A 22,448-nucleotide genomic window follows, 5' to 3' on the forward strand; every position below is an offset into this window, starting at 1 on the left:
TTAGCGGATGCTCTTCATCCTGATCGCGGCGCCCGTTCCCGTATTCGGACGTTGTCGTTGCAACACGTTGGCCGCATCGACCACAGCACAACTGAGGAGAGCCCATGATCACCGTGCACCATCTGGAGAACAGCCGCTCGCAGCGCGTGCTCTGGCTTCTCGAAGAACTGGGGCTGCCCTATGTCGTCAAGCGCTACGCGCGTAATCGGCAAACGATGCTGGCGCCACGCGAGCTGAAGGCGGTGCATCCGCTCGGCAAATCGCCGGCGATCGACGACGACGGGTTGGTGATCGCCGAGACCGGCGCGATCGTCGAATATCTGATCGAGAAAGCCGATGGCCGGCTCGGGCCACCACCGCACCGCGCGGCGGCGCTGCTGTATCGTTTCTGGGTGCATTATGCCGAAGGCTCGCTGATGCCGCCGCTGTTCGCCAAGCTGGTGCTGAGCCGGGTACCGCTGTTCGGCAAGGCGGCACAGAAGAAGATCCAGCCGATGATCGACGTCCATCTCGACTATGTCGAGGCGGAGCTGGCGCAACGTGGCTGGTTTGCCGGCGACGCCATGTCGGCCGCCGACATCATGATGAGCTTTCCGCTCGAAGCGGCGCGCAGCCGGGCAGGGCTCGATGCCTCGCGCCCGGCGACGATCGCGTGGCTCGACAAGATCCACGCCCGCCCGGCCTATCTGGCCGCGCTCGCCAAGGGCGGGCCCTACGCCTACGCCTGATCGGGTCAGGCGACCTCGGCCAGCTCCGCCTCGGGCGGAATCGGCGCGCGCAGGCCGCCCTCCCATTTCGCCACCACCGAGGCGGCGACTGCATTACCGAGCACGTTGGTCGCCGATCGACCCATGTCGAGGAAGTGGTCGACCGCGAGGATCAGCAGCACGCCCGCTTCGGGAATGTTGAACTGCGCGAGCGTCGCGGTGATCACCACCAGGCTGGCGCGCGGCACCCCGGCGATGCCCTTTGACGTGACCATCAGCGTCAGCAGCATCGCGATCTCGGTGCCGAGCGAGAGGTGGATGCCATAGGCCTGCGCGATGAACAGCGACGCGAAGGTCATGTACATCATCGACCCGTCGAGGTTGAACGAATAGCCGAGCGGCAGCACGAAGCTGGCGATCCGCGGCGGCACGCCGAACTTCTCCAGCGCCTCCAGCGTCCGCGGGAAGGCGGCCTCGGACGAGGCGGTGGAGAAGGCGACGAGCGCCGGATCGCGGATGTAGCGGACCAGCTGGGCCATCCGCCCGCCGACCACCGCAAAGCCGAGCGCGATCAGCATCGCCCACAGCAGGCCGAGACCGATGTAGACGCTGAACATGAAATAGCCGAGCCGCAGGATCACGCCCGGGCCCTGCTCGGTCAGCGTCGCCGCCACCGCCGCGAACACCGCGAGCGGCGCGAAGCGCATCACGTAATCGGTGATCTTGAGCATCACCGCGACCAGCGCCTCGGCGGCGCGGACCAGCGGCTGCGCGCGCTCGCCGACCGCCGCCATGGCGACGCCGGCGAATACCGAAAACACCACGATCGGCAGGATCTCATTGGTCGCCAGCACCTCGAAGATCGATTGCGGCACCACGTGCGCGACCCATTTGGCCGGATCGAAGGCCGCGCGATCGATCCCGCTCGCCTCGGTGACCGGCGGCAGCGGCAGGTTGAGCCCCACTCCCGGCTGCAGCAGGTGGACCAGGATCAGCCCGAGGGTCAGCGACAGCAGGCTGGCGCCGATGAACCAGCCAAGCGATTTCAGCCCGACCCGCCCGAGCGCGCCGGTATCGCCCATGTGCGCGATGCCGACCACCAGCGTCGACAGGACCAGCGGCGCGATGATCATCTTGATCAGCCGCAGGAACACCGTGGTGACGATCGACAGCCAGCCGCCGATCGCGGTCAGCCGTTCGGCCGATGCCGCGCTGCCATCGTCGATCCCGGCGTTGATCGCCCAGCCGACCACCAGCCCCGCCACCAGCGCCGCCAGAATGTAATAGGTAAGGCGCTTGCCCATCCGTCGCTCCCGTTATCGCGTTCAGCGAAGGGGATTGCGAGCCGCGGGTCAAGCGCCGTATCGCTCGGCGCCATGCTCACCCAGTTCAGCCGCCGCTCGATCCTCGCCGCCGCCGCAGCGCTGCCGATCGCCTCCAGCGCCCTCCTCCGCGCCGCCGAACCGGACCTCGCCGGGCTCGCCGACCTCACGGTCGGCGTAATGCCGATCGACGCTGCCGAGCGTGCGCGGCGGTTGTCGCGCGCGCAGGCGCTGATGAAGGCGAACGGCATCGGCGCACTGGTGATCGAGCCCGGCGCGTCGATGATCTATTTCACCGGGGTGCGCTGGTGGCGCAGCGAACGGCTGACCGCGGCGATCATTCCGGTCGAGGGGCGGCCGTGCATCGTCACGCCTTTCTTCGAGGAGCCCTCGGTGCATGAGACGCTTGCCGTGCCCGCGGAGGTGCGGGTGTGGCAGGAGGATCAGGATCCGCTTGCCGTCGTCGCTGGTTTCCTGCGCGATGCCAAGCTGGGCCGCGGTGCGATCGGGATCGAGGAAACCGCGCGCTTCTTCGCCTTTGATGGGCTCGCCCATGCGCTGCCCGACGCCCGGCTGGTCTCGGCCAACCCGGCGGTGCGCGGTTGCCGGATGATCAAGACGCCCGCCGAAATCGCGCTGATGCAGAAGGCGACCGAGGTGACGCTCGCCGCCTATCGATTTGTCCACCCGCGCGTCGAGAGGGGCATGACCGGCGACCAGATCGGCGCGCTGATGAACGCCGCCACCCGCAAGCTCGGCGGCAGCCCCGAGTTTGCGCTCGCGCTGATCGGCCCTGCCGCGGCGCTGCCGCACGGCAGCCGCGACGTCCACCGCATCGCCGATGGCGAGCTGCTGCTGATGGATTGCGGTTGCACGGTGGAGGATTACCAGTCCGACATCTCGCGCACCTGGGTGCACGGCGCCGCGACGACGGCGCAGCGCACGGTGTGGGACCAGGTGGCGCGCGGCCAGCAGATCGCGTTCGCGGCCGCGCGGGTCGGCGCCGCCGCCGGCAGCGTCGACGATGCCGTCCGCCATTATTATGCCGGGCTCGGCTACGGCCCTGATTACGCGCTGCCCGGCCTGTCGCACCGCACTGGTCACGGCATCGGCATGGACGGCCACGAGCCGGTCAATCTGGTGCGCGGCGAGGCGACCCGCCTCGCCCCCGGCATGTGCTTCTCCGACGAGCCCGGGCTGTACCTGCCCGGCAAGTTCGGCGTGCGGCTGGAGGATTGCTTCCACATGACCGCCGAGGGCCCGCGCTGGTTCAGCCAGCCGCCGCGGAGCATCGATCAGCCGCTGGGATGAACGTCCAGTCGGGTCGTCACCCCAGCGCAGGCTTGGGTCTGCGGCGGCACCTGTCCTGCTCTAGTTCAACGAAATTTCGGCCTGCGCTGGGGTGACGGCTGTGGGATCGGGTTCACGGTCGATGCTTGAATAGCGTCCCCGCTCATCGCTCCCTTGAGCCCGCCCGCCGCCTCGCCTAAGTCGCGCGCATGACCTCGACCAACGACATCCGCCGCGGCTTCCTCGATTATTTCGGATCGGCCGGCCACCAGATCGTTCCTTCGGCGCCGCTGGTGCCGCAGAACGACCCGACGCTGATGTTCGTCAACGCCGGGATGGTGCCGTTCAAGAACGTCTTCACCGGGCTGGAATCGCGACCCTATTCCACCGCCACCTCGTCGCAGAAATGCGTCCGTGCCGGCGGCAAGCACAACGATCTCGACAATGTCGGCTATACCGCGCGGCACCACACCTTCTTCGAGATGCTCGGTAATTTCTCGTTTGGCGACTATTTCAAGGAACAGGCGATCCTCCACGCCTGGACGCTGCTCACCCGCGAGTGGGGGATCGACCCCAACCGGCTGACCGCCACCGTCTACCATACCGACGACGAGGCGTTCGCACTGTGGCAGAAGATCGCCGGTCTCCCCGATCATCGCATCATCCGCATTCCCACCAAGGACAATTTCTGGGCGATGGGCGACAGCGGCCCGTGCGGTCCCTGCTCGGAAATCTTCTTCGACCATGGCGATCACATCCCCGGTGGTCCCCCCGGCAGCCCCGATGAGGATGGCGACCGCTTCGTCGAGATCTGGAACCTCGTGTTCATGCAATATGAGCAGGAAGCCAATGAGATCACCGGCGAGCTGCCCAAGAAGTCGATCGATACCGGCATGGGGCTCGAGCGCATCGCGGCGGTGATGCAGGGCGTCCACGACAATTACGACACCGACACCTTCAAGGCACTGATCGCCGCCTCGACCGCGCTGACCCACACCCAGGCCGAGGGTGCGCAGAAGGCGAGCCACCGGGTGATCGCCGACCATCTGCGCTCGGCGGGCTTCCTGGTCGCGGACGGTGTGCTGCCCGCCAACGAGGGCCGCGGCTATGTCCTGCGCCGGATCATGCGGCGCGCGATGCGCCACGCGCACCTGCTCGGCGCCAAGGATCCGCTGATGCACCGCCTGGTACCGGCGCTGGTCGCCGAGATGGGCGCCGCCTATCCCGAGCTGGTCCGCGCCCAGCCGCTCATCGAGGCGACGCTGCGCCAGGAGGAGACCCGCTTCCGCCAGACACTCGACAAAGGCCTCAAGCTGCTCGACGAGGCGACCGCGGGGATGACACCGGGCTCGACGCTGGCCGGCGAGACCGCGTTCAAGCTCTACGACACCTTCGGCTTCCCCTACGATCTCACCGAGGACGCGCTGCGCGCACAGAACCTCCAGGTCGATCGCGAGGGGTTCGACGCGGCGATGGCGGAGCAGAAGCGCGCCGCGCGGGCCGCCTGGAAGGGATCGGGCGCCAAGGCTTCCGACGATCTGTGGTTCGACATCGCCGAGGAGAGCGGCTCGACCGAGTTCACCGGCTATGCCGCCGATACCGGCGAGGGCGAGGTGGTCGCGCTGATCAAGGACGGGGCGCGGGTCACCCAGGCACATACCGGCGCCACGGTGTCGATCATCGTCAACCAGACGCCTTTCTATGGCGAGAGCGGCGGCCAGGTCGGCGACACCGGCACCATCACCAACGATGCCGGGCTTCATGCCCAGGTGAGCGAAACCTCCAAGCAGCTCGGCCGGGTCTTTGTGCATCACGCGCTGGTCGAGACCGGCAGCGTCAAGGTGGGCGATCCCGTCCGCCTCCAGGTCGATGTCGCGCGTCGCGCGCAAATTCGCGCCAACCATTCGGCGACGCATCTGCTGCACGAGGCGCTGCGCCAGCGGCTCGGTACCCATGTGGCCCAGAAGGGCAGCCTGGTCGCGCCCGAGCGGCTGCGCTTCGACGTCTCGCACCCGGTGGCGATGACCGCGGCCGAGCTCGCCGACGCCGAGGCGGCGGTTAACGCGCAGATTCGCGGCAACGGTACCGTCGTCACCCGGCTGATGACCCCCGACGAGGCTATCGAGCAGGGCGCGATGGCGCTGTTCGGCGAGAAATACGGCGACGAGGTCCGCGTCGTCTCGATGGGCACCGAAGACGGCGGCGAGACTTATTCGATCGAGCTGTGCGGCGGCACCCATGTCGGCGCGCTCGGTGACATCGGCCTGTTCAAGGTGGTGGGTGAGGGCGCGGTGTCGAGTGGGGTGCGCCGGGTCGAGGCACTCACCGGCGAGGCGGCCCGCGCCTATCTCACCAGCCGCGACGACAAATTGCGCGAGGCGGCAGCGACGCTGAAGTCCTCGCCCGACGAGGTGCCCGCGCGCGTGCTCGCGCTGGTCGAGGATCGCCGCCGGCTCGAGCGCGAGCTGGCCGATGCCAAGAAGGCGCTGGCGCTGGGCGGCGGCGGCCAGGGTGCGCCCGCGGGGCCGGAGGAGGTGGGCGGCGTCGCCTTCATCGGCCAGGTGCTCGACGGCTTCGAAGCCAAGGGGCTGCGCGGCGCGGTCGACGACGCCAAGCAACGGATGGGCTCGGGCGTCGCGGTGATGGTCGCGGTTAACGATGGTCGCGCCTCGGTCGCGGTCGGGGTCACCGACGATCTCACCGGCAGCCGCAACGCCGTCGAGCTGCTGCGTACCGCGGTGGCGGTGCTCGGCGGGCAGGGTGGCGGTGGTCGCCCGGACATGGCGCAGGGCGGCGGGCCCGTGGGCGACAAGGCCGCCGAGGCCGTCGCCGCGGTGCGCGCGGCGCTGGCGGGGTAATCGGCTAGCTACATCGCGGACCTAGCTGGTTACCGTCACCCCAGCGCAAGCTGAAGTTTTCCGATTGGCGCGCGACCTTCTCTCCACAGGGAGATTCCAGCTTTCGCTGGGATGACGGTGGGGCAGTGCCACAACAGAAAAGGCCCACCGTCTCCCGGGAGACGGTGGGCCTTCAGATTCTTCACAAACCGCCGTCGCTTACTTCGTCGGCGCGGCACCCGTCTTGGGCATCGCCGCGTCGAGATCGGCGGCGGTGACGCTGGTGATCACTTGGCCGCTGGCATTGGCCGAGAAGGCGGCGATCGGGAGCTTCACGTCACCCTTGGCGGTGGTCAGCGTGACATATTGCGCGTCGGCGGCCTTGATCGTGCCGAGCGGCGCACCGGCGACCGTGCTCACGGCCGTGCCGGGGACCAGCTTGGCGTTGACAGCGGCCTTGGCTTGCGCCTGCGCGCCGGCGACGGCGGCATCGAGATCCGCCTTGGTCATCGCCATCGCGAAGCCCTTGTCGGTCTTGCCGATCGAGGTCGGCGGTACGGGAACCTTGGCGGTGCCGGTGTTAATCACGATCGCCTGCGGCGTCACGCTGTCCACCGTGCCGAGCGACACGCCCGCGGAATCGAGGATGGTCGCGCCGACGGTCGGGGTTGCGGCGGCGGTCGTCGGCGCGGCCTGCTGGGCCTGGGCTGCCGCAGGAACCAGCATCATCGCGCCGAACGTCAGTGCAAGGGCATGCTTCATGGATCTTTTCTCCCGTCGTTAAGCAAGAGTAACGACACGCGCCGCCAAGCGTTCCCCCCAGGCGTCCCGACGCTGCGGCAGGCCGGGCGACGCGCAGGATCAGCCGGTGACCGGCAACCGCACCCGCCCGTCGTCGAGCCGCTCGAGTGGCCCATAGGCGATCACCGTCTCCAGCAGCAGCGGACCGTAGAGATGCGGGAACAGCTGACCGCCGCGGCTCGGCTCCCATTTCAGCGACTGCCCAAACGAGCCGAGGTCCACCGCCGCGACATGCAGATCGAGTTGGCCTGCGAAATGCTTGTCCACCGTCTCAGTGAGCTGTTCCGCCGTGGAGAGATGGACGTAGCCATCCTCCAGGTCGATCGGCGCACCGGCGAAACTGCCGTCATGCTCCAGCGTCGCCATTTGCTCGGCGGTCAGCACCTTGTACGCCGTGGTCGGCATCTCGTCGCTCATTCGCCATCCTCCGGGCCTGCAGCCAGATCCTCGCCAATCGTCGCATCCGGGATTGCCGCGTCGGTGACGGGGGCTGTCTCGTCGATCAGCACCGCCTCGGCATCGCCCTCGGTCTCCTCGATCCGCGCCGCCGAAACGACATGCTCGTCCTTGGCGACGTCGAACAGCTTCACGCCGGCCGAGTTGCGGCTGATCACCCGCAGCGACGACAAGGTGGTGCGGATCAGCTTGGCCTGGTCGGTGACCAGCATCAGCTGATGGCCTTTGGCGGCCGGGAAACTCGCCACCACCGGGCCGTTGCGGGCGATGTTGTCGATGTTGGTGATGCCCTGGCCGCCGCGATTGGTGCGGCGATAGTCGTAAGCCGACGACAGCTTGCCATAGCCGTTGGCGCAGACCGTCAGGATGAACTGCTCGCGCGCCATCATGTCGTCGTACATGGCTTGGTCGAGCGTGCGCTCGCCCTCCTTCTCGCCCTTCCAGGGTGCGAAGCGGAGATATTGCTCGCGCTGTTCGGCATCGGCATCGACGCGGTGGAGCACGGAGACCGAAATCACCTCGTCGCCATCCTTGAGGGTGATGCCGCGCACGCCGGTGGAGTTGCGGCTCTGGAACTCGCGAACGTCGTCGGCGGCGAAGCGGATCGCCTTGCCGGTGCGGGTCGCGAGCAGCACGTCGTCATCCGCATCGAGCAGTGCGACGCCGATCAGCCGGTCGTCGGCATCCTCGCCATCGAATTTCATTGCGATCTTGCCGTTGCTCGGCACGTTGGTGAACGCATCCATCGAATTGCGCCGCACCGAACCCTTGGCGGTGCCAAACATGACGTGGAGCTTGCCCCATTCGGCCTCGTCCTCGGGCAGCGGCAGGACGGTAGAGATGGTCTCGCCCGGGCCGAGCGGCAGCAAATTGACCATCGGCCGGCCGCGCGTGGTCGGGCTGCCTTCCGGCAGGCGCCACACCTTCATCCGATAGACCTTGCCGAGGGTCGAGAAGAACAGCACCGGCGTGTGCGTCGAGGTGACGAACAGTTCGGTAACGACATCCTCGTCCTTGGTCGCCATGCCGCTGCGGCCCTTGCCGCCGCGCGCCTGGGCGCGAAAGGCATCGAGCGGGGTGCGCTTGATATAGCCCTGGTGCGTCACGGTGACGACCATGTCCTCGCGCTCGATCAAATCCTCGTCGTCGATCCCGGCGGCGAACGCCGCGATTTCGGTGCGGCGCGGCGTCGCGAAGATCGAACGAACGTCGATCAGCTCCTCGCGCATCACCGCGTAGAGCTTGGTGCGGCTGCCGAGGATCGCGAGCAGCTCGGCGATCGAATCGGCCAGCGTCTTGAGCTCGTCGCCGATCTCGTCGCGGCCCAGCAGCGTGAGGCGATGCAGCCGCAGATCGAGGATCGCACGGACCTGGGTCTCGGACAGCTGATAGGTGTCGCCGGTCTGCTCGGTCTCGACCGCTTCGACCAGCCGCAGGTAACCGGCGATCTCGGCGATCGGCCACTGCCGCGCGAGCAGCGCCGCGCGCGCCTCGGCGGGCGAACCCGACCCGCGGATGATCTTCACCACCTCGTCGAGGTTGGTGACCGCGATCACAAGGCCGAGCAAGATGTGCGCGCGATCCCGGGCCTTGGTCAGCTCGAACTTGGAGCGACGGGTGATCACCTGCTCGCGGAACTGGACAAAGGCCTGGATGATGTCGCGCAGGTTGAGCGTTTCCGGCCGGCCGCCGCGGATCGCGAGCATGTTGGCAGGGAACGAGCCCTGCGCCGGCGTGTGCCGCCACAGCTGGTTGAGCACCACTTCCGGCGTCGCATCGCGCTTGAGGTCGATCACCACCCGAACGCCCTCGCGGTTCGATTCGTCGCGAATGTCGCTGACGCCCTCGATCCGCTTGTCCTTGGCGGCTTCGGCGATCTTCTCGACCAGCGCGTTCTTGCCCTGCTGGTAGGGGATCTCGGTGAGCACGATCGAGCGACGATCGCCGCGGCCTTCCTCGATCTCGTAGCGCGAGCGGACGATGATCGAGCCGCGCCCGGTCTGATAGGCCGAGCGCGCGCCGGCCTTGCCGAGGATGATCGCGCCGGTCGGGAAGTCCGGCCCCGGCACGATCTCCATCAGCTCCTCGATCGTGATCGCGCCATTGTCGATATAGGCGAGGCAGGCATCGACGACTTCGCCGAGATTATGCGGCGGGATGTTGGTCGCCATGCCGACGGCGATGCCGCCGGCGCCGTTGACTAGCAGGTTCGGAAAGCGCGCCGGCAGCACCTGCGGCTCGCGTTCGGACCCGTCGTAATTGGGCTGGAAATCGACAGTGTCCTTGTCGAGATCCTCCATCAGGTAATTGGCCGAGCGGGCGAGGCGCGCCTCGGTGTAGCGCATCGCGGCGGCGGGATCGGGATCCATCGAGCCGAAGTTGCCCTGGCCGTCGATCAGCGGCAGCCGCATCGCCCAGTCCTGGGTCATGCGCGCCAAGGCCTCGTAGATCGAGCTGTCGCCGTGCGGGTGATATTTACCGATCACGTCGCCGACGATGCGCGCCGACTTGCGATAGGGCCGGTTGAAGAAGAAGCCGCTCTCCTGCGCCGAGAAGAGGATGCGCCGGTGCACCGGCTTCAGCCCGTCGCGCACGTCGGGCAGCGCCCGCGACACGATCACGCTCATCGCATAATCGAGATAGCTCGATTTCATCTCGTCGACGATGGAGATCGTCGAAATATCGGAGGGTTCGGCGAGGGTCGTCTCGTCGGCCAAGTGTCACGCTTTCGGGTTGTTACAGAAGTTGGTCAGCGGTCTAGGCGCCGCCGACGCGAAAGTCACGCGCGCGTACGCGTGTACGCGCATGCGGGCCAAGGGAGCCGGACGGCGGCAGGCGGCTAAGGGGCGACCTCCTTGCCCTCGAAGTCGATCACCTTGCCACTGTCGGTGACCTTGAGCTCGTCGATGACGTCGAGCAACTGCGAGGCGGCGCGGTCGGGGGTGAACAACGTGCCGGCACGCACATTGGCCTGGAACGGCTTGGACAGCGCGGTGTCGACCGTGCCGGGATGGAGCCCGATCACGATGCCACGGTCGTTGCGCCGCTTGTCCTCGATCGAGAGGGTGCGGATCAGCTGGTTGAGCGCTGCCTTGCCCATGCGATAGCCATACCAGCCGCCCAGCCGGTTGTCCGAGATGCTGCCGACCCGCGCCGACAGGATCGCCAGCACGCTGCGGCCGGTCTTGGGCATCAGCGGCAGAAAGTGCTTGGCGACGAGCGCCGGTCCGATCGCATTCACCGCCAGCGTGCGGGCCAGCCACACCGGATCGAGATCGCGATAGGTCTTCTCCGGTCCTGCCTCGCCGTCATGGAGCAGCCCGGTGGCGACGATCACCAGCGCAGGTGGCGGCCCCGCGGCTACGCGCGCCGCTGCGGCGACGATGCTCGCCTCTTGCTCGAGATCGAGATGATCCGCGCCGCTCGCCGACCGCGCGAAGCGATAGACGTGCTCGTAGCTGCCCTCGTCGGCGAGCGCCTCGGCCAGCGCCGCGCCGATCCCGCCGGACGCACCGATCATCACCGCGCTGGTCATCGTACGAACCGCCACTGGTCGGGCGTGCTCGCGGCGGCATCGAAGGCGTAGCCGTCGCTGTCGAAGCCCTTCATGCCCTCGGCATCGGCGATGCGATGCTCCACCAGCCAGCGCGCCATCATCCCTCGCGCCTTCTTGGCGTGGAAGCTGATGAACCGCTCGCCATCGCGAAAGTCGACCGCGATCACCCGTACGCCGGCAGGCAAGCGATCGGCCACCGCCGCCCAATATTCCTGGCTGGCGAGGTTGAGCACGGTGGCCGATCCCTCCGCCTCGAGGTCGGCGGCGAGCAGCGTGGCGATGCGGTCACCCCACCAGTCGGTCAGCTTCTTGTGCCGCGGCGCCCAGCGCGTGCCCATCTCGAGCCGATAGGGCCGCATCGCGTCGAGCGGGCGCAGCAGGCCGTACAGGCCCGACAGCAGCCGCAGATGGTCCTGCGCATAATGGACCGCAGCCTCGTCGAGCGTCGGTGCGTCCAGCCCGGTGTAGACGTCGCCGGCAAAGGCGAACAGCGCCGGGCGGGCCGCCGCATCGGCGAAGCCGCGGAACCGGTCGGCATTGAGCTTGGCCAGGGCAGGGGAGATGTGCATCAGGTCGGCCAGCCGCTTTTGGGTGAGGTGCGATGCCGCTGCCGCCAGCGTCGTCGCTTCGGCGGCAAAACGCGGGACGGTCGGTTCGAAGGGCGGCAGGGCGCTGTCATAGTCCAGCGTCTTGGCGGGGGAGAGCACGGCGATCATGGCGGCCCGGGTACCCGCCCGCCGCGCGCGGTTCAATCGTCGTTCAACCATCGTTCAGCGGGCGTTTACGATGTCTGCGAGCAGCTTGCATCGCTTGTACCCGGTCCCGTGGACCATTACAGCCACCCGAACGTTGGGGCAGCAATGCCGCTTGATGGAGACGATATTCGCATGAAGACCCTGTCGAAGCTTGCGCTGGCCGCCGTGCTCGCCACCGGCGCCAGCAGCCTGGCGCTGGTCGCCCCGGTCCAAGCCAAGGACAAGAAGGAGGAGGCTCAGGGCTCCTCGTTCAAGTTGAGCAAACCCGTTCAGGCGGCGGCGTTCAACGCCCAGACTGCGATCAAGGCGCACGATTTCGCCACCGCCGAGCCGCTGGTGGCGCAGATCGAGACCATCGGCACCACCGATGACGACAAATATATCGCCGCGGCGCTGCGATATGACCTTGAGAACAACAAGCTCGCGGCGCAGCAGCAGGCGAATCCCAATGCGCCGATCGACCAGACCGTGCTCGCCAAGCCGCTCGATGCGCTGATCGCGGCCAAGAACACGCCCGCCGCCGATCGCGGCAAATATCTGTTCGCGCGCGGCAAGCTCGCCGCCAACAGCGGCCAGTATCCGGTCGCCGTGCAATATTACACCCAGGCCAAGCAGGCCGGCTATTCGAGCCCCGACTTCGCGCTCGAGCTGGCGCAGCTCAAGGTTCGCGGCGGCGACATCCAGGGCGGCCTGACCGACCTCGATGCGGCGATGACCGCGCAGCAGCAGGGCGGCACCAAGCCGCCGGAAGAATATTATCGCTATGCGATCGCCACCGCCAACAAGGCCAATCAGGCGCCGATCACGCTCGCCTGGATGAAGAAGTATGTCGCCGCTTATCCCACCCAGAAGGTGTGGCGCGACGTCATCCTGCAATACGCTTTCGCGCAGAACAGCCCGATCAAGCCCGACAAGCTGCAGACGGTGGACCTGTTCCGCCTGATGCGCGCCAGCGGCTCGCTGTCCGATCAGGCGATCTACGAGGAATACGGCTACACCGTGAACAACCTTGGCAATCCCTATGAGGCGCAGGCGGTGCTCAAGGAAGGTCGCGCCTCGGGCAAGATCCCTGCGACCAGCAAGCTGACCACCGACACGCTTGGCCAAGCGGTCGTCGCGATCCGCAACGATTCGCTGCCCAAGTCGGAGGCTCAGGCCAAGGCCGCCAAGGACGGCAAGATCTCGGCGCAGACCGCCGATGCCTATCTTGGCCAGGGCAATTACGCCAAGGCGGTGGAGCTGTACCGCGCGGCGCTCAGCAAGGGTGGTGTCAATGCCGATGAGGTCAACACTCACCTCGGCATCGCGCTCGCCTACTCGGGCGACAAGGCCGGCGCGACCACCGCGTTCAACGCCGTGACCAGCCAGCCGCGCGCCGGCATCGCCAGCTTGTGGACGACCTGGCTGCAGTCAGGCCCGACCGCGGGTGCTGCTGCCGCCTGAGGCAGTTCGGCCGCTGATGAAAGGAAGGGGCGGTCTGGCAACGGAACGCCCCTTTTTTGTTGACCAGCAGGGTTGGCCTGAACCGTCACCCAGCGAGCAGGATCACCAGCGGCACCCTTCGGCGCCCGGAACTCAGTCCGCCGAAACTGGGATGCCCGACTGTGATTTGGCGGTGCGGATCGTCAGCGACGTCTTCACGCTGGCGACGTTGGGCGCCGGCGTCAGATGGGTGGTGAGGATCTCCTGGAAACTCTTGAGATCGCCCGCGACGATCTTCAGGATGAAATCGATCTCGCCATTGAGCATGTGGCATTCGCGGATCTCGGGGATCTCGGCGACATGCGCCTCGAACGCGGCGAGATCGTGCTCGGCCTGGCTGCGTAGCGACACCATCGCGAACACCGTGATCGGAAAGCCCAGGCTCGCGGGATCGAGATCGGCATGATAGCCGCGGATCACGCCGGCCTCCTCAAGCGCGCGGACGCGGCGCAGGCACGGTGGCGCGGTCAGCCCGACCCGTTCGGCCAGGTCGACATTGGTCATCCGCCCATCCTGTTGCAGGTGGGAAAGGATCTGCCGATCGATCCTGTCGAGAGCCATTGCGTGAAACACTCCAAAAGCGGGCCAAATGCCGCCGGTCGGCTCCTGTAGAACTAACAAAATTGCGGCGCAACGCAATTGTCCCACATTGCGACGGGGTGATTTGGCAGGTTTCCACAGCCCGCCGGCATCGGTAGGACATCGTCGAGACGCCCTGATCCGGTGGCGTTGCTGCGGGAATTGATGTGCGCTTCGACGATAGCCTCAAGACGGTTCTCTCGGCCGATATGGACAGCGGCTTCGGGGCTCAGAGTGCGTGGCGGCAGCTTGTCGATCTGATGGGCCGTGGCCGCGTGGCGATCGACGAGCCAGGCCTGGCCCGGCTGCGGCTGCTGCGCCAGACGGTGCCGATCGAGGTGCGCACCGCGAGCGCGCGGGCGCTGGCGTTTGCTTCGCCGCCCGCCGCGCTGGTGGCGTTCTTCGCCGAGGATGTACTGGCGGTGGCGGCGCCGGTGCTGCGCACCGCGATGCTGCCGGTCGCTGATTGGATCGCGCTGCTGCCGCGGCTGGACGTCCAGGGACGCGCGCTGCTTCGCCACCGCCGCGATCTGCCCGATGAGGTGATCCGCGGGCTGCAGAGCTTCGGTCCCGCCGATTTCGTGCTGCATTATGACGGCGACGACAGTCCCGTGCCGGTCGCCGAGCCGTCAGTCGCCAGTCCTGTAGAGACGCCGGCGCCCCCGCTGGCGGTTGTTGCGCCGGTCGACCCCGTCGCCGATCTCCCCGAGCCGCCGGCCGACACCCCGCGCAGCGACACCCCGTTCCAGTCGCTCGGCGACGTCGCCCGCGGCCTGCCGATGGTCGCCGAGGCGCTGCGCCATGCCGAGCCGCGCACCGCGCCGAACGGCGGCTTTCACATTGCCGACGTGGTCGCGCGCATTGACGCATTCCAACGCCAGCGCGAGGCGGAGCCCGCCGCGGCACCCAGTCTCGATCGCGCCACCGCCTTCCGCTACGAAACCGATGCCTCCGGCACCATCCGCTGGGTTGACGGCGTGTCGCGGGCGGCGCTGGTCGGCGCCTCGTTCGCGCATGCCGCGCGTCAGGGCGACGTGCGGTTGGACGCGGTGATTGCCGGGGCGCTCCGCCAGCGCGCGCGCTTCTCGGGCGCGCGGCTCGATGTCGGCGGCCGGTCAGATGCCGCCGGCGCCTGGCGGGTGTCCGGCAGCCCGATGTTCGACCATGCCAGCGGCCGGTTCACCGGCTTCTGCGGCACCGCCCGCCGCCCGCGGGCTGACGAAGATGCGATGCCTGCCGAGCGCAAGGCCGCGTCCGACTCGCTGCGCCAACTCGTCCATGAGCTGCGCACGCCGATAAACGCCATCGCCGGCTTTGCCGAACTGATCGAGGCGCAGCTGCTTGGTCCGGTCGCGCCGGTCTACCGCGACCACGCGGTCACCATCCGCGATCAGGCCGCGAGCCTGATCGCCGCGATCGAGGATCTCGACACCGCCGCGCGGATTGAGGGCAAGGCGCTCGACCTGCGCGCCTCCGTGGTGGTGCTCGGCCCGGTGCTCGCGCGGATCGCCGCCGATCTTGCGCCACTTGCGGCGCTGCGCCGGGCAAGGATCGTCATCCACGATCTGGGCGACACGAGTGTGGTCACCGACGATCGCGCGATCGAGCGGTTGCTGTCGCGACTGCTCGCGGCCCTGATCTCAGCCGCCGGTGCTGGTGAGCTCGTCAACGTCACCCCGGTGGTCGATGGCACGGGCCGGCTCGCGCTCACCTTCACCCGCCCGATCGCGCTCGGCGCCGGCGGTGAAGAAGCGCTGCTCAGCATCGACGCGGACGCCGATGTCGAAGGCGAGGGCGCACCGCTACTAGGCACCGGTTTCGCCCTCAGGCTCGCGCGCAACCTCGCCACAGAATTGGGTGGCGAATTGTCATTTGCGGCCGATGTGTTGACACTGCGGCTGCCCGCCGCGCAGGCTGAGGTCATGGGGCAGGCGATCAACTGACGGTGACGGGCGCCGCGGCTTCGCCCTATCGCATGACCGGGCCTGCGCCGGGCGATCACATCGTCTGGCCCGCGGCGTTCGGCACGCGTTTCCTGGTGTTCGCCGATGTCGAGGAGGAGTTCGACTGGCGCGCGCCGCTGAGCCGCGCCAATCGTGCGACCAGCGCGATGGCGGCTTTCCCTGAAGCGCACCGGCGTTTTGCCGATCACGGCGTCGGGCTGGTCTGCATGGCCGACCATCCGATCGCCACCGATCCCCGCGCCGTCGAGATCCTGCACCGCGTGATCGAGGATGGCCGCTCGGCGATCGGCACCCAGCTCCATGCCTGGGTGACGCCGCCTTATGCGGACCCGCAGCCCGGCGACACGTTTCCCGGCAACCTCCCGCGCGACCTCGAAGCCGCCAAGCTCGACACCATCACCGAGGCGCTCAGTGCTGCCTTCGGCACAAGCCCGCTGATCTATCGTGCTGGGCGCTACGGGATCGGGCCGCATACCGCTGAGCTGCTTGCGGCGCGTGGTTACCGGATCGATAGCTCGGTACGGGCAGGGTACGACTACGCCATCGAGGGCGGCCCGGACTTCTCGCGCCTCGACAATCGCGCCTATTGGCTGGGCGGGTTGATCGAGCTGCCGCTGAGCACGGTGTTTACAGGCGCGCTACGACGCGGCGGGGCAGGGCTGTACCGAACGTTGGCACGCGTCCCGCACGGCCGCGGTGCCTTCGCCCGCGCCGGGCTGCTCGAGCGGATCGCGCTCACCCCGGAAGACATGCCGATCGAGGCCGCGCTGCGGGCGGTCCGGGTCGCGGTGGCGGCGGGCGAGCGCATGCTCACTTTCTCGTTCCACTCGCCCTCGCTGGTGCCCGGGCAAACACCCTACGTCCGCAACGCCGACGATCTGGCGAGGTTCTGGCAATGGTGGGAGCGGATGTTCGCCGAACTCGACCGGCTCGGCATCCAGCCGACGACGCTAGTTGACATCTTGGCCGCATCGGATCGCCGCTAGGATCGATGATCGCCATCATGATGGTCGGGGAGACAGGATTCGAACCTGCGACCCCCTGGTCCCAAACCAGGTGCGCTACCAGCCTGCGCCACTCCCCGACAGGGACAGCGCCTTAGCGGTACCGCCCTCATCGATGCAAGCATCATTGTTCCCCGCAGCGCATGCGGCGGGCACGGCTTTGCCACTTCAGCCTTGTCCAAGGCCGCCAAGCCGATTGCCTGCGATCCGAGTGCGTGCCGCTGTAAGCAGGTGCGCAGCTCGCCCGGTGACCCAATCGATCAGCTTAGGGCGAGTTCAGCCTGGAATATGGTCAGTTGTAATCGGTCGGCGTTTAGCCAAGACCGCCAGCGTGATCGGGATAGCGATGAACGACAGCGCAAGGCAGCCCATCAGGATCTCGAGATAGATCATCCAGCACCTCTCCTCGGGGCTCTTGTCCCCGTTGTTATTGGCGGATGATGTCGGCGATTCGAATTGAGTGCAACTTTTTATTACAGCCGCTGGTCGGCTGGCGCGTGCGCTCAGCTGGCCTTCATGTTGGAGGACACGTTGTCGAACGTCGTCTTGAGCTTGTTGCCCAGGCCCTGCATCGCCGCGATCGCCGCGACCGCGATCAGCGCGGCGATCAGGCCATATTCGATCGCGGTGGCAGCCCGACGGCTGCGGAATAGCTGGTGAAGAACATGCTGCATGGCAATATCTTTGCGGGAGGCGAGTGAAGGCGCCGTTAACGCGTTCATCCTCGGCGCGCTTTCGTGCCGTGCTGATACACGGCAAGCGTCGATCAACGCCGCCCGGCCTTGCTCGAAACCCGCCTCACCGCATAGGCTTAGCCATGATCGCGCAAGATCCCGTCACCATCGTCGAACAGGCGCCCGGGGCCTCCATCCGCCTGTGACCGGCGACCAAACCATCGCCATGATTGTCGTCGGAGGATTGATCATCCTGCTGATCGCCGGCGTGATGCTGATGGAGCGTGCCGAGCGACGCCGCAGGGCAGCATGGGCGCGGCAATATTTCCGTGGCGGCGGGCTGGTCCGCGCGCTGATGGCACGCTGGCAGCATCAGCACAGGCTAACCGATCAGCGGCCGCACGACGACGAGGACGCTGCTTGATTGCGCCAGTTCCGGCGCGTGGCAAGCAGTTGGTGGGCCCGGCAGGACTCGAACCCGCAACCTAGCCGTTATGAGCGGCCAGCTCTAACCATTGAGCTACAGGCCCCACCGGGTGCCGCGATTAGCGCAACACGGGCTTAAAGCAAAACCGCCGCACGCAAAAAGCGGCGGCCATGAAAAAGGGCGCCCCCGAAAGGACGCCCTCATTCTCGATCATCATGATCAGCGCACCGGGCGAAGCGCCCGATGCAGGCTGATTACATGTTGTCGGCCTTCTCGTCAGCGGCGTCACGGACGTTGTCCGCGGCGGCGTTGGTGTTGTCGGCAGCGTTCTCGAGCACGGCGGCAGTCGACGCGTTCGAGGTGTTGTCGGCAAGCGCGTCGAGGTTGTCGGCCTGCAGCTCCATGTTGTCCGCCAGCTGATCGGCGTTGTTCTCAACAGCAGCAGCCTCAGGCGACTTCGAGCACGCAGCGACGGACATCAGGCCGGCGGCAGCGAGAACGAAAGCGATCTTCTTCATTCGATTGCTCCCAAGCAAAACAAATCATCGCGGCCGACCCGATTGCCGTCGCGAAGCAGCCCAAATAGCGCACGCTCCCCCTCGGTCAATCGGCAAATTCATCCCGCTGCCATGTTTATGGCGAAAGTGCCTTATTTGCGCGGGGTTACCGGACCCAGCTCCTCGGGGGCATTTGCCGCGATCGCAAGCATCGTCGTCCAGGCCGCGACATTCTGGCGCAGCTGCGCCGGATCGATCCGGTCGAGCGTGTCGTCGGGCGTGTGATGGGTGTCGAAGTAGCGGGTGCCGTCCTGGTTGAGGTCGATCGCGGGAACGCCGAGCGCCAGCGTCGGGCCGACATCGGTGCCGTCGCCGCCCACGCCGGTGCCGCGGGTGATGCCGAGCGGCGCCAGTGCCGAGGCCAGCCGGTCGCCGATCGCGGCGGCGGTGGCGGGCAGGTTGGTCTCGAACCGCCACACCCGGTCGGCGCCGAAATCGCTCTCCGCCGCCAGCGCGTGGCGTTCGCCGCCGTGAACGCGGGCATATTCCTTGCCGCCAAAGCCGCCGGGCTCCTCGGCGCCGAACCAGACGACGCGGATCGTCCGCCGCGGCTTGGGTCCGTCGAGCAGCCGTTTGGCGGCGGCGGCGGTGATGGCGACGCCCGAGGCATCGTCGATCGCGCCGGTGGCGAGATCCCAACTGTCGAGATGGCCACCGACCAGGACCACCCCGGCCTTGGCGTCGCTGCCCGGCACTTCGGCGATGACATTGCCCGATTCGCCGGTGCCCGCGAAGTGCGGCGTCAGCGTCAGCTTGAGCGTGATCGGCTTGCCGCGGGCCGCGATCCGCTCGATCAGCGCGGCATCGCTTACCGACAGCGCCGCCGCCGGGATCGGCGTGGTGCCCGCTGACCAGTCGGTGACCCCGGTGTGCGGGTTGCGATGATGATCGGTGCCGACCGAGCGGATCACGATCGCGAGCGCGCCCTTGCTCGCCGCAACCGCCGGGCCGACGAAGCGGGCGACGCCATAGCTGCCGTAGCTCGAGCCATCCTGGGTCGGCTCCATCGCGTTGCCGACATAGATGATCCGCCCGGCAAGGCTTCCGGCCGGCGCGGCCTCCAGCTCGCCATAGGTCTTGAACACGACCAGCGGCGCGGTGAGCCCCGCGGCCGGCGTGGCGCCCGAATTGCCGAGCGCGACCAGCTTGAGCTTCTGGGGGAAGGGGGCGACCACCTCCGCCATCTCTTCGCCGCGCAGCCACACCGGCATGCGGTAGGTCTCGATGTGCACATTCCTGAAGCCCAGCGCCTTGAGCTTGGCCACTGCCCAGCTGCGCGCGCGCGCCTCGGCCTCGGTAGCGGCGAGCCGCTGGCCGACCTCGGTGGTGAGCCCCTCGACGATGTCATAGGCAACGTCGTCGCTGAGCGCGGCATCGCGCATTTTCGCCACCGCGGGATCAACCGCCGCGCCCGCTGCAGGCCGGGCATGCTGCGCCAGCGCCGGGGTGGAGCCGGCAAGCGCCAGCAGGGCGAGAGTGGCATGCTTCATGATGTTGTCCCCCTTGTCGATCGGTCTTCTTCGATCGGTTCGCCGCCGGTGTGGAATATGTCCTTAGCCGGGGCAAGCAGCGCATTTGCGCATGGAGCGGGCGCCCGCTACATGCGATGCCAATACCGCTAGCGATCATTCAGGAGCCGTCGGCATATGGCCGTCCAGTATACCTACGTCATGAAGGGTCTGACCAAGACCTTCCCCGGCGCCAACAAGCCCGTCCTCAACAACATCCACCTGCAGTTCATCCCGTCGGCCAAGATCGCGATCATCGGCCCCAACGGCTCGGGCAAGTCGACGCTGATGAAGGTCATGGCAGGCATCGACCCCGATTTCACCGGCGAGGCCTGGGCCGCGGAAGGCGTCCGCGTCGGCTATCTCGCGCAGGAGCCGCAGCTCGATCCGAGCAAGGACGTGATGGGCAACGTCAAGGACGGCGTGCGCCCGATCGCCGACCTGGTCGACCGCTTCAACGCGATCTCGGCCGAAATGGGCGATCCGCAGGACGACACCGATTTCGACAAGCTGATGGAGGAGATGGGCGATCTCCAGGCCAAGATCGATGCGGTCGACGGCTGGGCGCTCGACAGCCAGCTCGAGCAGGCGATGGAAGCGCTGCGCTGTCCGCCGGGCGATGCCGATGTCACCACCCTGTCGGGTGGCGAGAAGCGCCGCGTCGCCTTGTGCAAGCTGCTGCTCGAGAAGCCGGACATCCTGCTGCTCGACGAGCCGACCAACCATCTCGACGCCGAGAGCGTCGCATGGCTCGAGAACTACCTCAAGGAATATGCCGGCAACGTCATCCTCGTCACCCACGACCGCTACTTCCTCGACAATGTGGTCAACTGGGTGCTCGAGCTCGATCGCGGCCGCTATTACACCTATGAAAGCAACTATTCGGGCTATCTCGAGAAGAAGGCCAAGCGGCTCGAGCAGGAGGAGCGCGACGAGGCCGGCAAGCAGCGTGCGATCGCCGACGAGCTCGCCTGGATGCGCCAGACACCCAAGGCCCGCCAGACCAAGTCCAAGGCGCGTATCCGCGCGTTCGACGAACTCATGGAAAAGCAGGAAAGCCGCGTCGCCGGCAAGGCCGCGATCCTCATCCAATTGCCCTCGCGGCTCGGTGGCAAGGTCATCGAGGCCAAGGGCCTGACCAAGTCCTATGGCGACAAGTTGCTGTTCGACGGGCTCGACTTCACCCTGCCGCCGGGCGGCATCGTCGGCGTGATCGGCCCCAACGGCGCCGGCAAGTCGACGCTGTTCAAGCTGATCACCGGCCAGGAACAGCCCGACGAGGGCACGATCGAGGTCGGCTCGACGGTCAAGCTTGGCTATGTCGACCAGTCACGCGACGATCTCGATCCCAACAAGAACGTCTGGCAGGAAATCTCCGACGAGCTCGAGATCTTCCGCTTCGGCAAGCAGGAGATGGGCACGCGCGCTTATGTGGGCGCGTTCAACTTCCGCGGCGCCGACCAGCAGAAGAAGGTCGGCCAGCTGTCGGGCGGCGAGCGCAACCGCGTCCACATGGCCAAGATGCTCAAGGAGGGCGGCAACGTCCTGCTGCTCGACGAGCCGACCAACGATCTCGACGTCGAGACGCTGCGCGCGCTCGAGGAGGCGCTGGAGACCTTCGCCGGCTGCGCGGTGGTGATCAGCCACGATCGCTTCTTCCTCGACCGTCTCTGCACCCACATCCTCGCGTTCGAGGGTGACAGCCATGTCGAATGGTTCGAGGGCAATTACGAAAGCTACGAGGAAGACAAGCGCCGCCGCATGGGCGATGCCGCCGATCGCCCGACCCGACTGGCGTATAAGAAGCTGACGCGCTGATCGGTCAATAAGCGAGTTTGGGATACCAGTCCTGATCCCGGCCTCGCGGGGTCAGGTCTAGGAGGTTCCACAAGGGGGCGAGGTCGGGCGCACCGCGCGGGTCCTGGCCGGGATCGGCGGTGACGCCCGACATCTCGCCCGCCCAGTGGAGCCAGATATCCGTGTCGTCGCGGATGAAGACCAGCAGCGCTGGCCATTCATCGCCGTCCGGCGCCAGCGCCCGGAAATCGCGCGGAAAGGCGTCGTCGGTTTCGTATAGCTTGAGGTGCCGCCAGCCGCGTTCGGCTTTGAAGGCGATCTGCCGCGCGATCGGCGATCGCCCGATCACCGCCAGCGCGACCTGCTGCTCGAGATCCGCGGCATTGCCATCGAGCGGTCCGAGAAGGTTGGTGCACATCGGGCACGGGCGCGCCCGTGCCGGGCCAAACATCCAACAATAGACGATCAGCGTGTCGTGATCGCCGAACAGATCGGGCAGCGTGCGTGATGCACCGGTTTCGTCGATAAAGGCGTAACTGGTGGTAATCGGCGGACCGGGCGGCAGCGCCCGCCGCAACGCTGCGACGCGTTCCAGGTGCCGCCGCAGCTCGATCTCCTCGGCGAGCAGGGCCTCGCGCGCGGCGCAGTAGGTTGCGGTTTCGCCAAGCCAGGCCTGGCGCGCTTGCGCAGCAAGATCGGCGGCAGGGGCGAGCGGATCAGCGGGCATGCAAT

At 67.2% G+C, this 22,448-nt stretch carries 19 protein-coding genes and 2 tRNA genes; 8 read left to right on the top strand and 13 right to left on the bottom strand.

The annotated features are described in order from the left end of the window. Positions 1-104 precede the first annotated feature (104 nt). The gene (locus OXR60_RS00305) at positions 105-728 is read left to right on the top strand and encodes a glutathione S-transferase (RefSeq protein ID WP_267392934.1); all 624 of its coding nucleotides are present in this window, start codon (positions 105-107) and stop codon (positions 726-728) included. A gap of 5 nt (positions 729-733) precedes the next feature. Here the strand turns inward: OXR60_RS00305 and OXR60_RS00310 are convergent, their stop codons facing one another. Further along, positions 734-2,011 carry a dicarboxylate/amino acid:cation symporter gene (locus OXR60_RS00310; protein ID WP_267392937.1) on the bottom strand — a complete coding sequence of 426 codons (1,278 nt, stop codon included), beginning with the start codon at positions 2,009-2,011 and terminating at the stop codon, positions 734-736. Positions 2,012-2,083: 72 nt separating this feature from the next. On the opposite strand from OXR60_RS00310, the gene OXR60_RS00315 reads away from it, so the two are divergent. Then, on the top strand, positions 2,084-3,340 hold the full coding sequence (locus tag OXR60_RS00315) for a Xaa-Pro peptidase family protein (RefSeq protein ID WP_267392939.1): 1,257 nt from the start codon (positions 2,084-2,086) through the stop codon (positions 3,338-3,340). A 188-nt stretch (positions 3,341-3,528) separates the two neighbouring features. After that, positions 3,529-6,177 carry an alanine--tRNA ligase gene (alaS, locus tag OXR60_RS00320; protein ID WP_267392941.1) on the top strand — a complete coding sequence of 883 codons (2,649 nt, stop codon included), beginning with the start codon at positions 3,529-3,531 and terminating at the stop codon, positions 6,175-6,177. Between the two features lie 198 nt (positions 6,178-6,375). Here alaS and OXR60_RS00325 read toward each other — a convergent pair whose 3' ends face one another. The 5 genes from OXR60_RS00325 to yaaA all read right to left on the bottom strand — a co-directional run bounded on the left by OXR60_RS00325 (position 6,376) and on the right by yaaA (position 11,685). Next, entirely contained in the window at positions 6,376-6,918 is a 543-nt protein-coding gene (locus OXR60_RS00325) for a hypothetical protein (RefSeq protein ID WP_267392943.1), read from the bottom strand. Positions 6,919-7,017: 99 nt separating this feature from the next. Beyond that, positions 7,018-7,374: a DUF952 domain-containing protein gene (locus tag OXR60_RS00330; RefSeq protein WP_267392945.1), complete on the bottom strand. Its 357-nt coding sequence runs from the start codon at positions 7,372-7,374 to the stop codon at positions 7,018-7,020. Beyond that, entirely contained in the window at positions 7,371-10,130 is a 2,760-nt protein-coding gene (gene gyrA / locus OXR60_RS00335) for a DNA gyrase subunit A (protein WP_267392947.1), read from the bottom strand. Before gyrA ends, OXR60_RS00330 begins: the two co-directional genes overlap by 4 nt. Before the next feature lie 122 nt (positions 10,131-10,252). Continuing rightward, positions 10,253-10,948: an SDR family NAD(P)-dependent oxidoreductase gene (locus OXR60_RS00340; protein ID WP_267392949.1), complete on the bottom strand. Its 696-nt coding sequence runs from the start codon at positions 10,946-10,948 to the stop codon at positions 10,253-10,255. Then, positions 10,945-11,685 carry a peroxide stress protein YaaA gene (yaaA, locus tag OXR60_RS00345; RefSeq protein WP_267392951.1) on the bottom strand — a complete coding sequence of 247 codons (741 nt, stop codon included), beginning with the start codon at positions 11,683-11,685 and terminating at the stop codon, positions 10,945-10,947. The genes OXR60_RS00340 and yaaA overlap by 4 nt, the downstream gene beginning before the upstream one ends. A gap of 171 nt (positions 11,686-11,856) precedes the next feature. Here yaaA and OXR60_RS00350 point away from each other — a divergent pair, with 171 nt between their 5' ends. Beyond that, a complete protein-coding gene (locus tag OXR60_RS00350; RefSeq protein ID WP_267392953.1) occupies positions 11,857-13,167 on the top strand; it encodes a hypothetical protein in 1,311 nt (436 codons plus the stop codon). Between the two features lie 132 nt (positions 13,168-13,299). Here OXR60_RS00350 and OXR60_RS00355 read toward each other — a convergent pair whose 3' ends face one another. Then, the gene (locus OXR60_RS00355; protein ID WP_267392955.1) at positions 13,300-13,767 is read right to left on the bottom strand and encodes an Lrp/AsnC family transcriptional regulator; all 468 of its coding nucleotides are present in this window, start codon (positions 13,765-13,767) and stop codon (positions 13,300-13,302) included. A 185-nt stretch (positions 13,768-13,952) separates the two neighbouring features. Between OXR60_RS00355 and OXR60_RS00360 the strand changes: the two genes are divergently transcribed. Both OXR60_RS00360 and OXR60_RS00365 read left to right on the top strand, forming a co-directional pair. Continuing rightward, positions 13,953-15,728 (top strand): histidine kinase dimerization/phospho-acceptor domain-containing protein, encoded by a 1,776-nt coding sequence (locus OXR60_RS00360; RefSeq protein WP_267392957.1) that lies wholly within the window; start codon positions 13,953-13,955, stop codon positions 15,726-15,728. 2 nt (positions 15,729-15,730) lie between these two features. After that, entirely contained in the window at positions 15,731-16,735 is a 1,005-nt protein-coding gene (locus OXR60_RS00365) for a polysaccharide deacetylase family protein (RefSeq protein ID WP_346015412.1), read from the top strand. A gap of 21 nt (positions 16,736-16,756) precedes the next feature. Here the strand turns inward: OXR60_RS00365 and OXR60_RS00370 are convergent. Further along, positions 16,757-16,833 (bottom strand) — tRNA-Pro (locus OXR60_RS00370). Positions 16,834-17,256: 423 nt separating this feature from the next. After that, positions 17,257-17,427, bottom strand: a complete 171-nt coding sequence (locus OXR60_RS00375) for a Flp family type IVb pilin (RefSeq protein WP_267392959.1) — start codon at positions 17,425-17,427, stop codon at positions 17,257-17,259. 226 nt (positions 17,428-17,653) lie between these two features. On the opposite strand from OXR60_RS00375, the gene OXR60_RS00380 reads away from it, so the two are divergent. Next, positions 17,654-17,851, top strand: a complete 198-nt coding sequence (locus OXR60_RS00380; protein WP_267392960.1) for a hypothetical protein — start codon at positions 17,654-17,656, stop codon at positions 17,849-17,851. A gap of 30 nt (positions 17,852-17,881) precedes the next feature. On the opposite strand, the gene OXR60_RS00385 is transcribed toward OXR60_RS00380, so the two are convergent. From OXR60_RS00385 to OXR60_RS00395, 3 genes are all read right to left on the bottom strand, one after another. Continuing rightward, positions 17,882-17,957, bottom strand: a tRNA-Ile gene (locus tag OXR60_RS00385). Between the two features lie 151 nt (positions 17,958-18,108). Then, positions 18,109-18,372: a hypothetical protein gene (locus tag OXR60_RS00390; protein ID WP_267392961.1), complete on the bottom strand. Its 264-nt coding sequence runs from the start codon at positions 18,370-18,372 to the stop codon at positions 18,109-18,111. A gap of 131 nt (positions 18,373-18,503) precedes the next feature. Continuing rightward, entirely contained in the window at positions 18,504-19,901 is a 1,398-nt protein-coding gene (locus tag OXR60_RS00395; protein ID WP_267392962.1) for a M20/M25/M40 family metallo-hydrolase, read from the bottom strand. Between the two features lie 156 nt (positions 19,902-20,057). Between OXR60_RS00395 and ettA the strand changes: the two genes are divergently transcribed. Continuing rightward, positions 20,058-21,737, top strand: coding sequence for an energy-dependent translational throttle protein EttA (gene ettA, locus OXR60_RS00400; protein WP_267392964.1), 1,680 nt, complete (start codon positions 20,058-20,060; stop codon positions 21,735-21,737). Between the two features lie 4 nt (positions 21,738-21,741). Here ettA and OXR60_RS00405 read toward each other — a convergent pair whose 3' ends face one another. Continuing rightward, positions 21,742-22,443 (bottom strand): DUF899 family protein, encoded by a 702-nt coding sequence (locus OXR60_RS00405; RefSeq protein ID WP_267392966.1) that lies wholly within the window; start codon positions 22,441-22,443, stop codon positions 21,742-21,744. Positions 22,444-22,448: the final 5 nt, after the last annotated feature.

Source organism: Sphingomonas sp. GC_Shp_5 (assembly GCF_026540855.1).
Taxonomy (GTDB): Bacteria; Pseudomonadota; Alphaproteobacteria; order Sphingomonadales; family Sphingomonadaceae; genus Sphingomonas.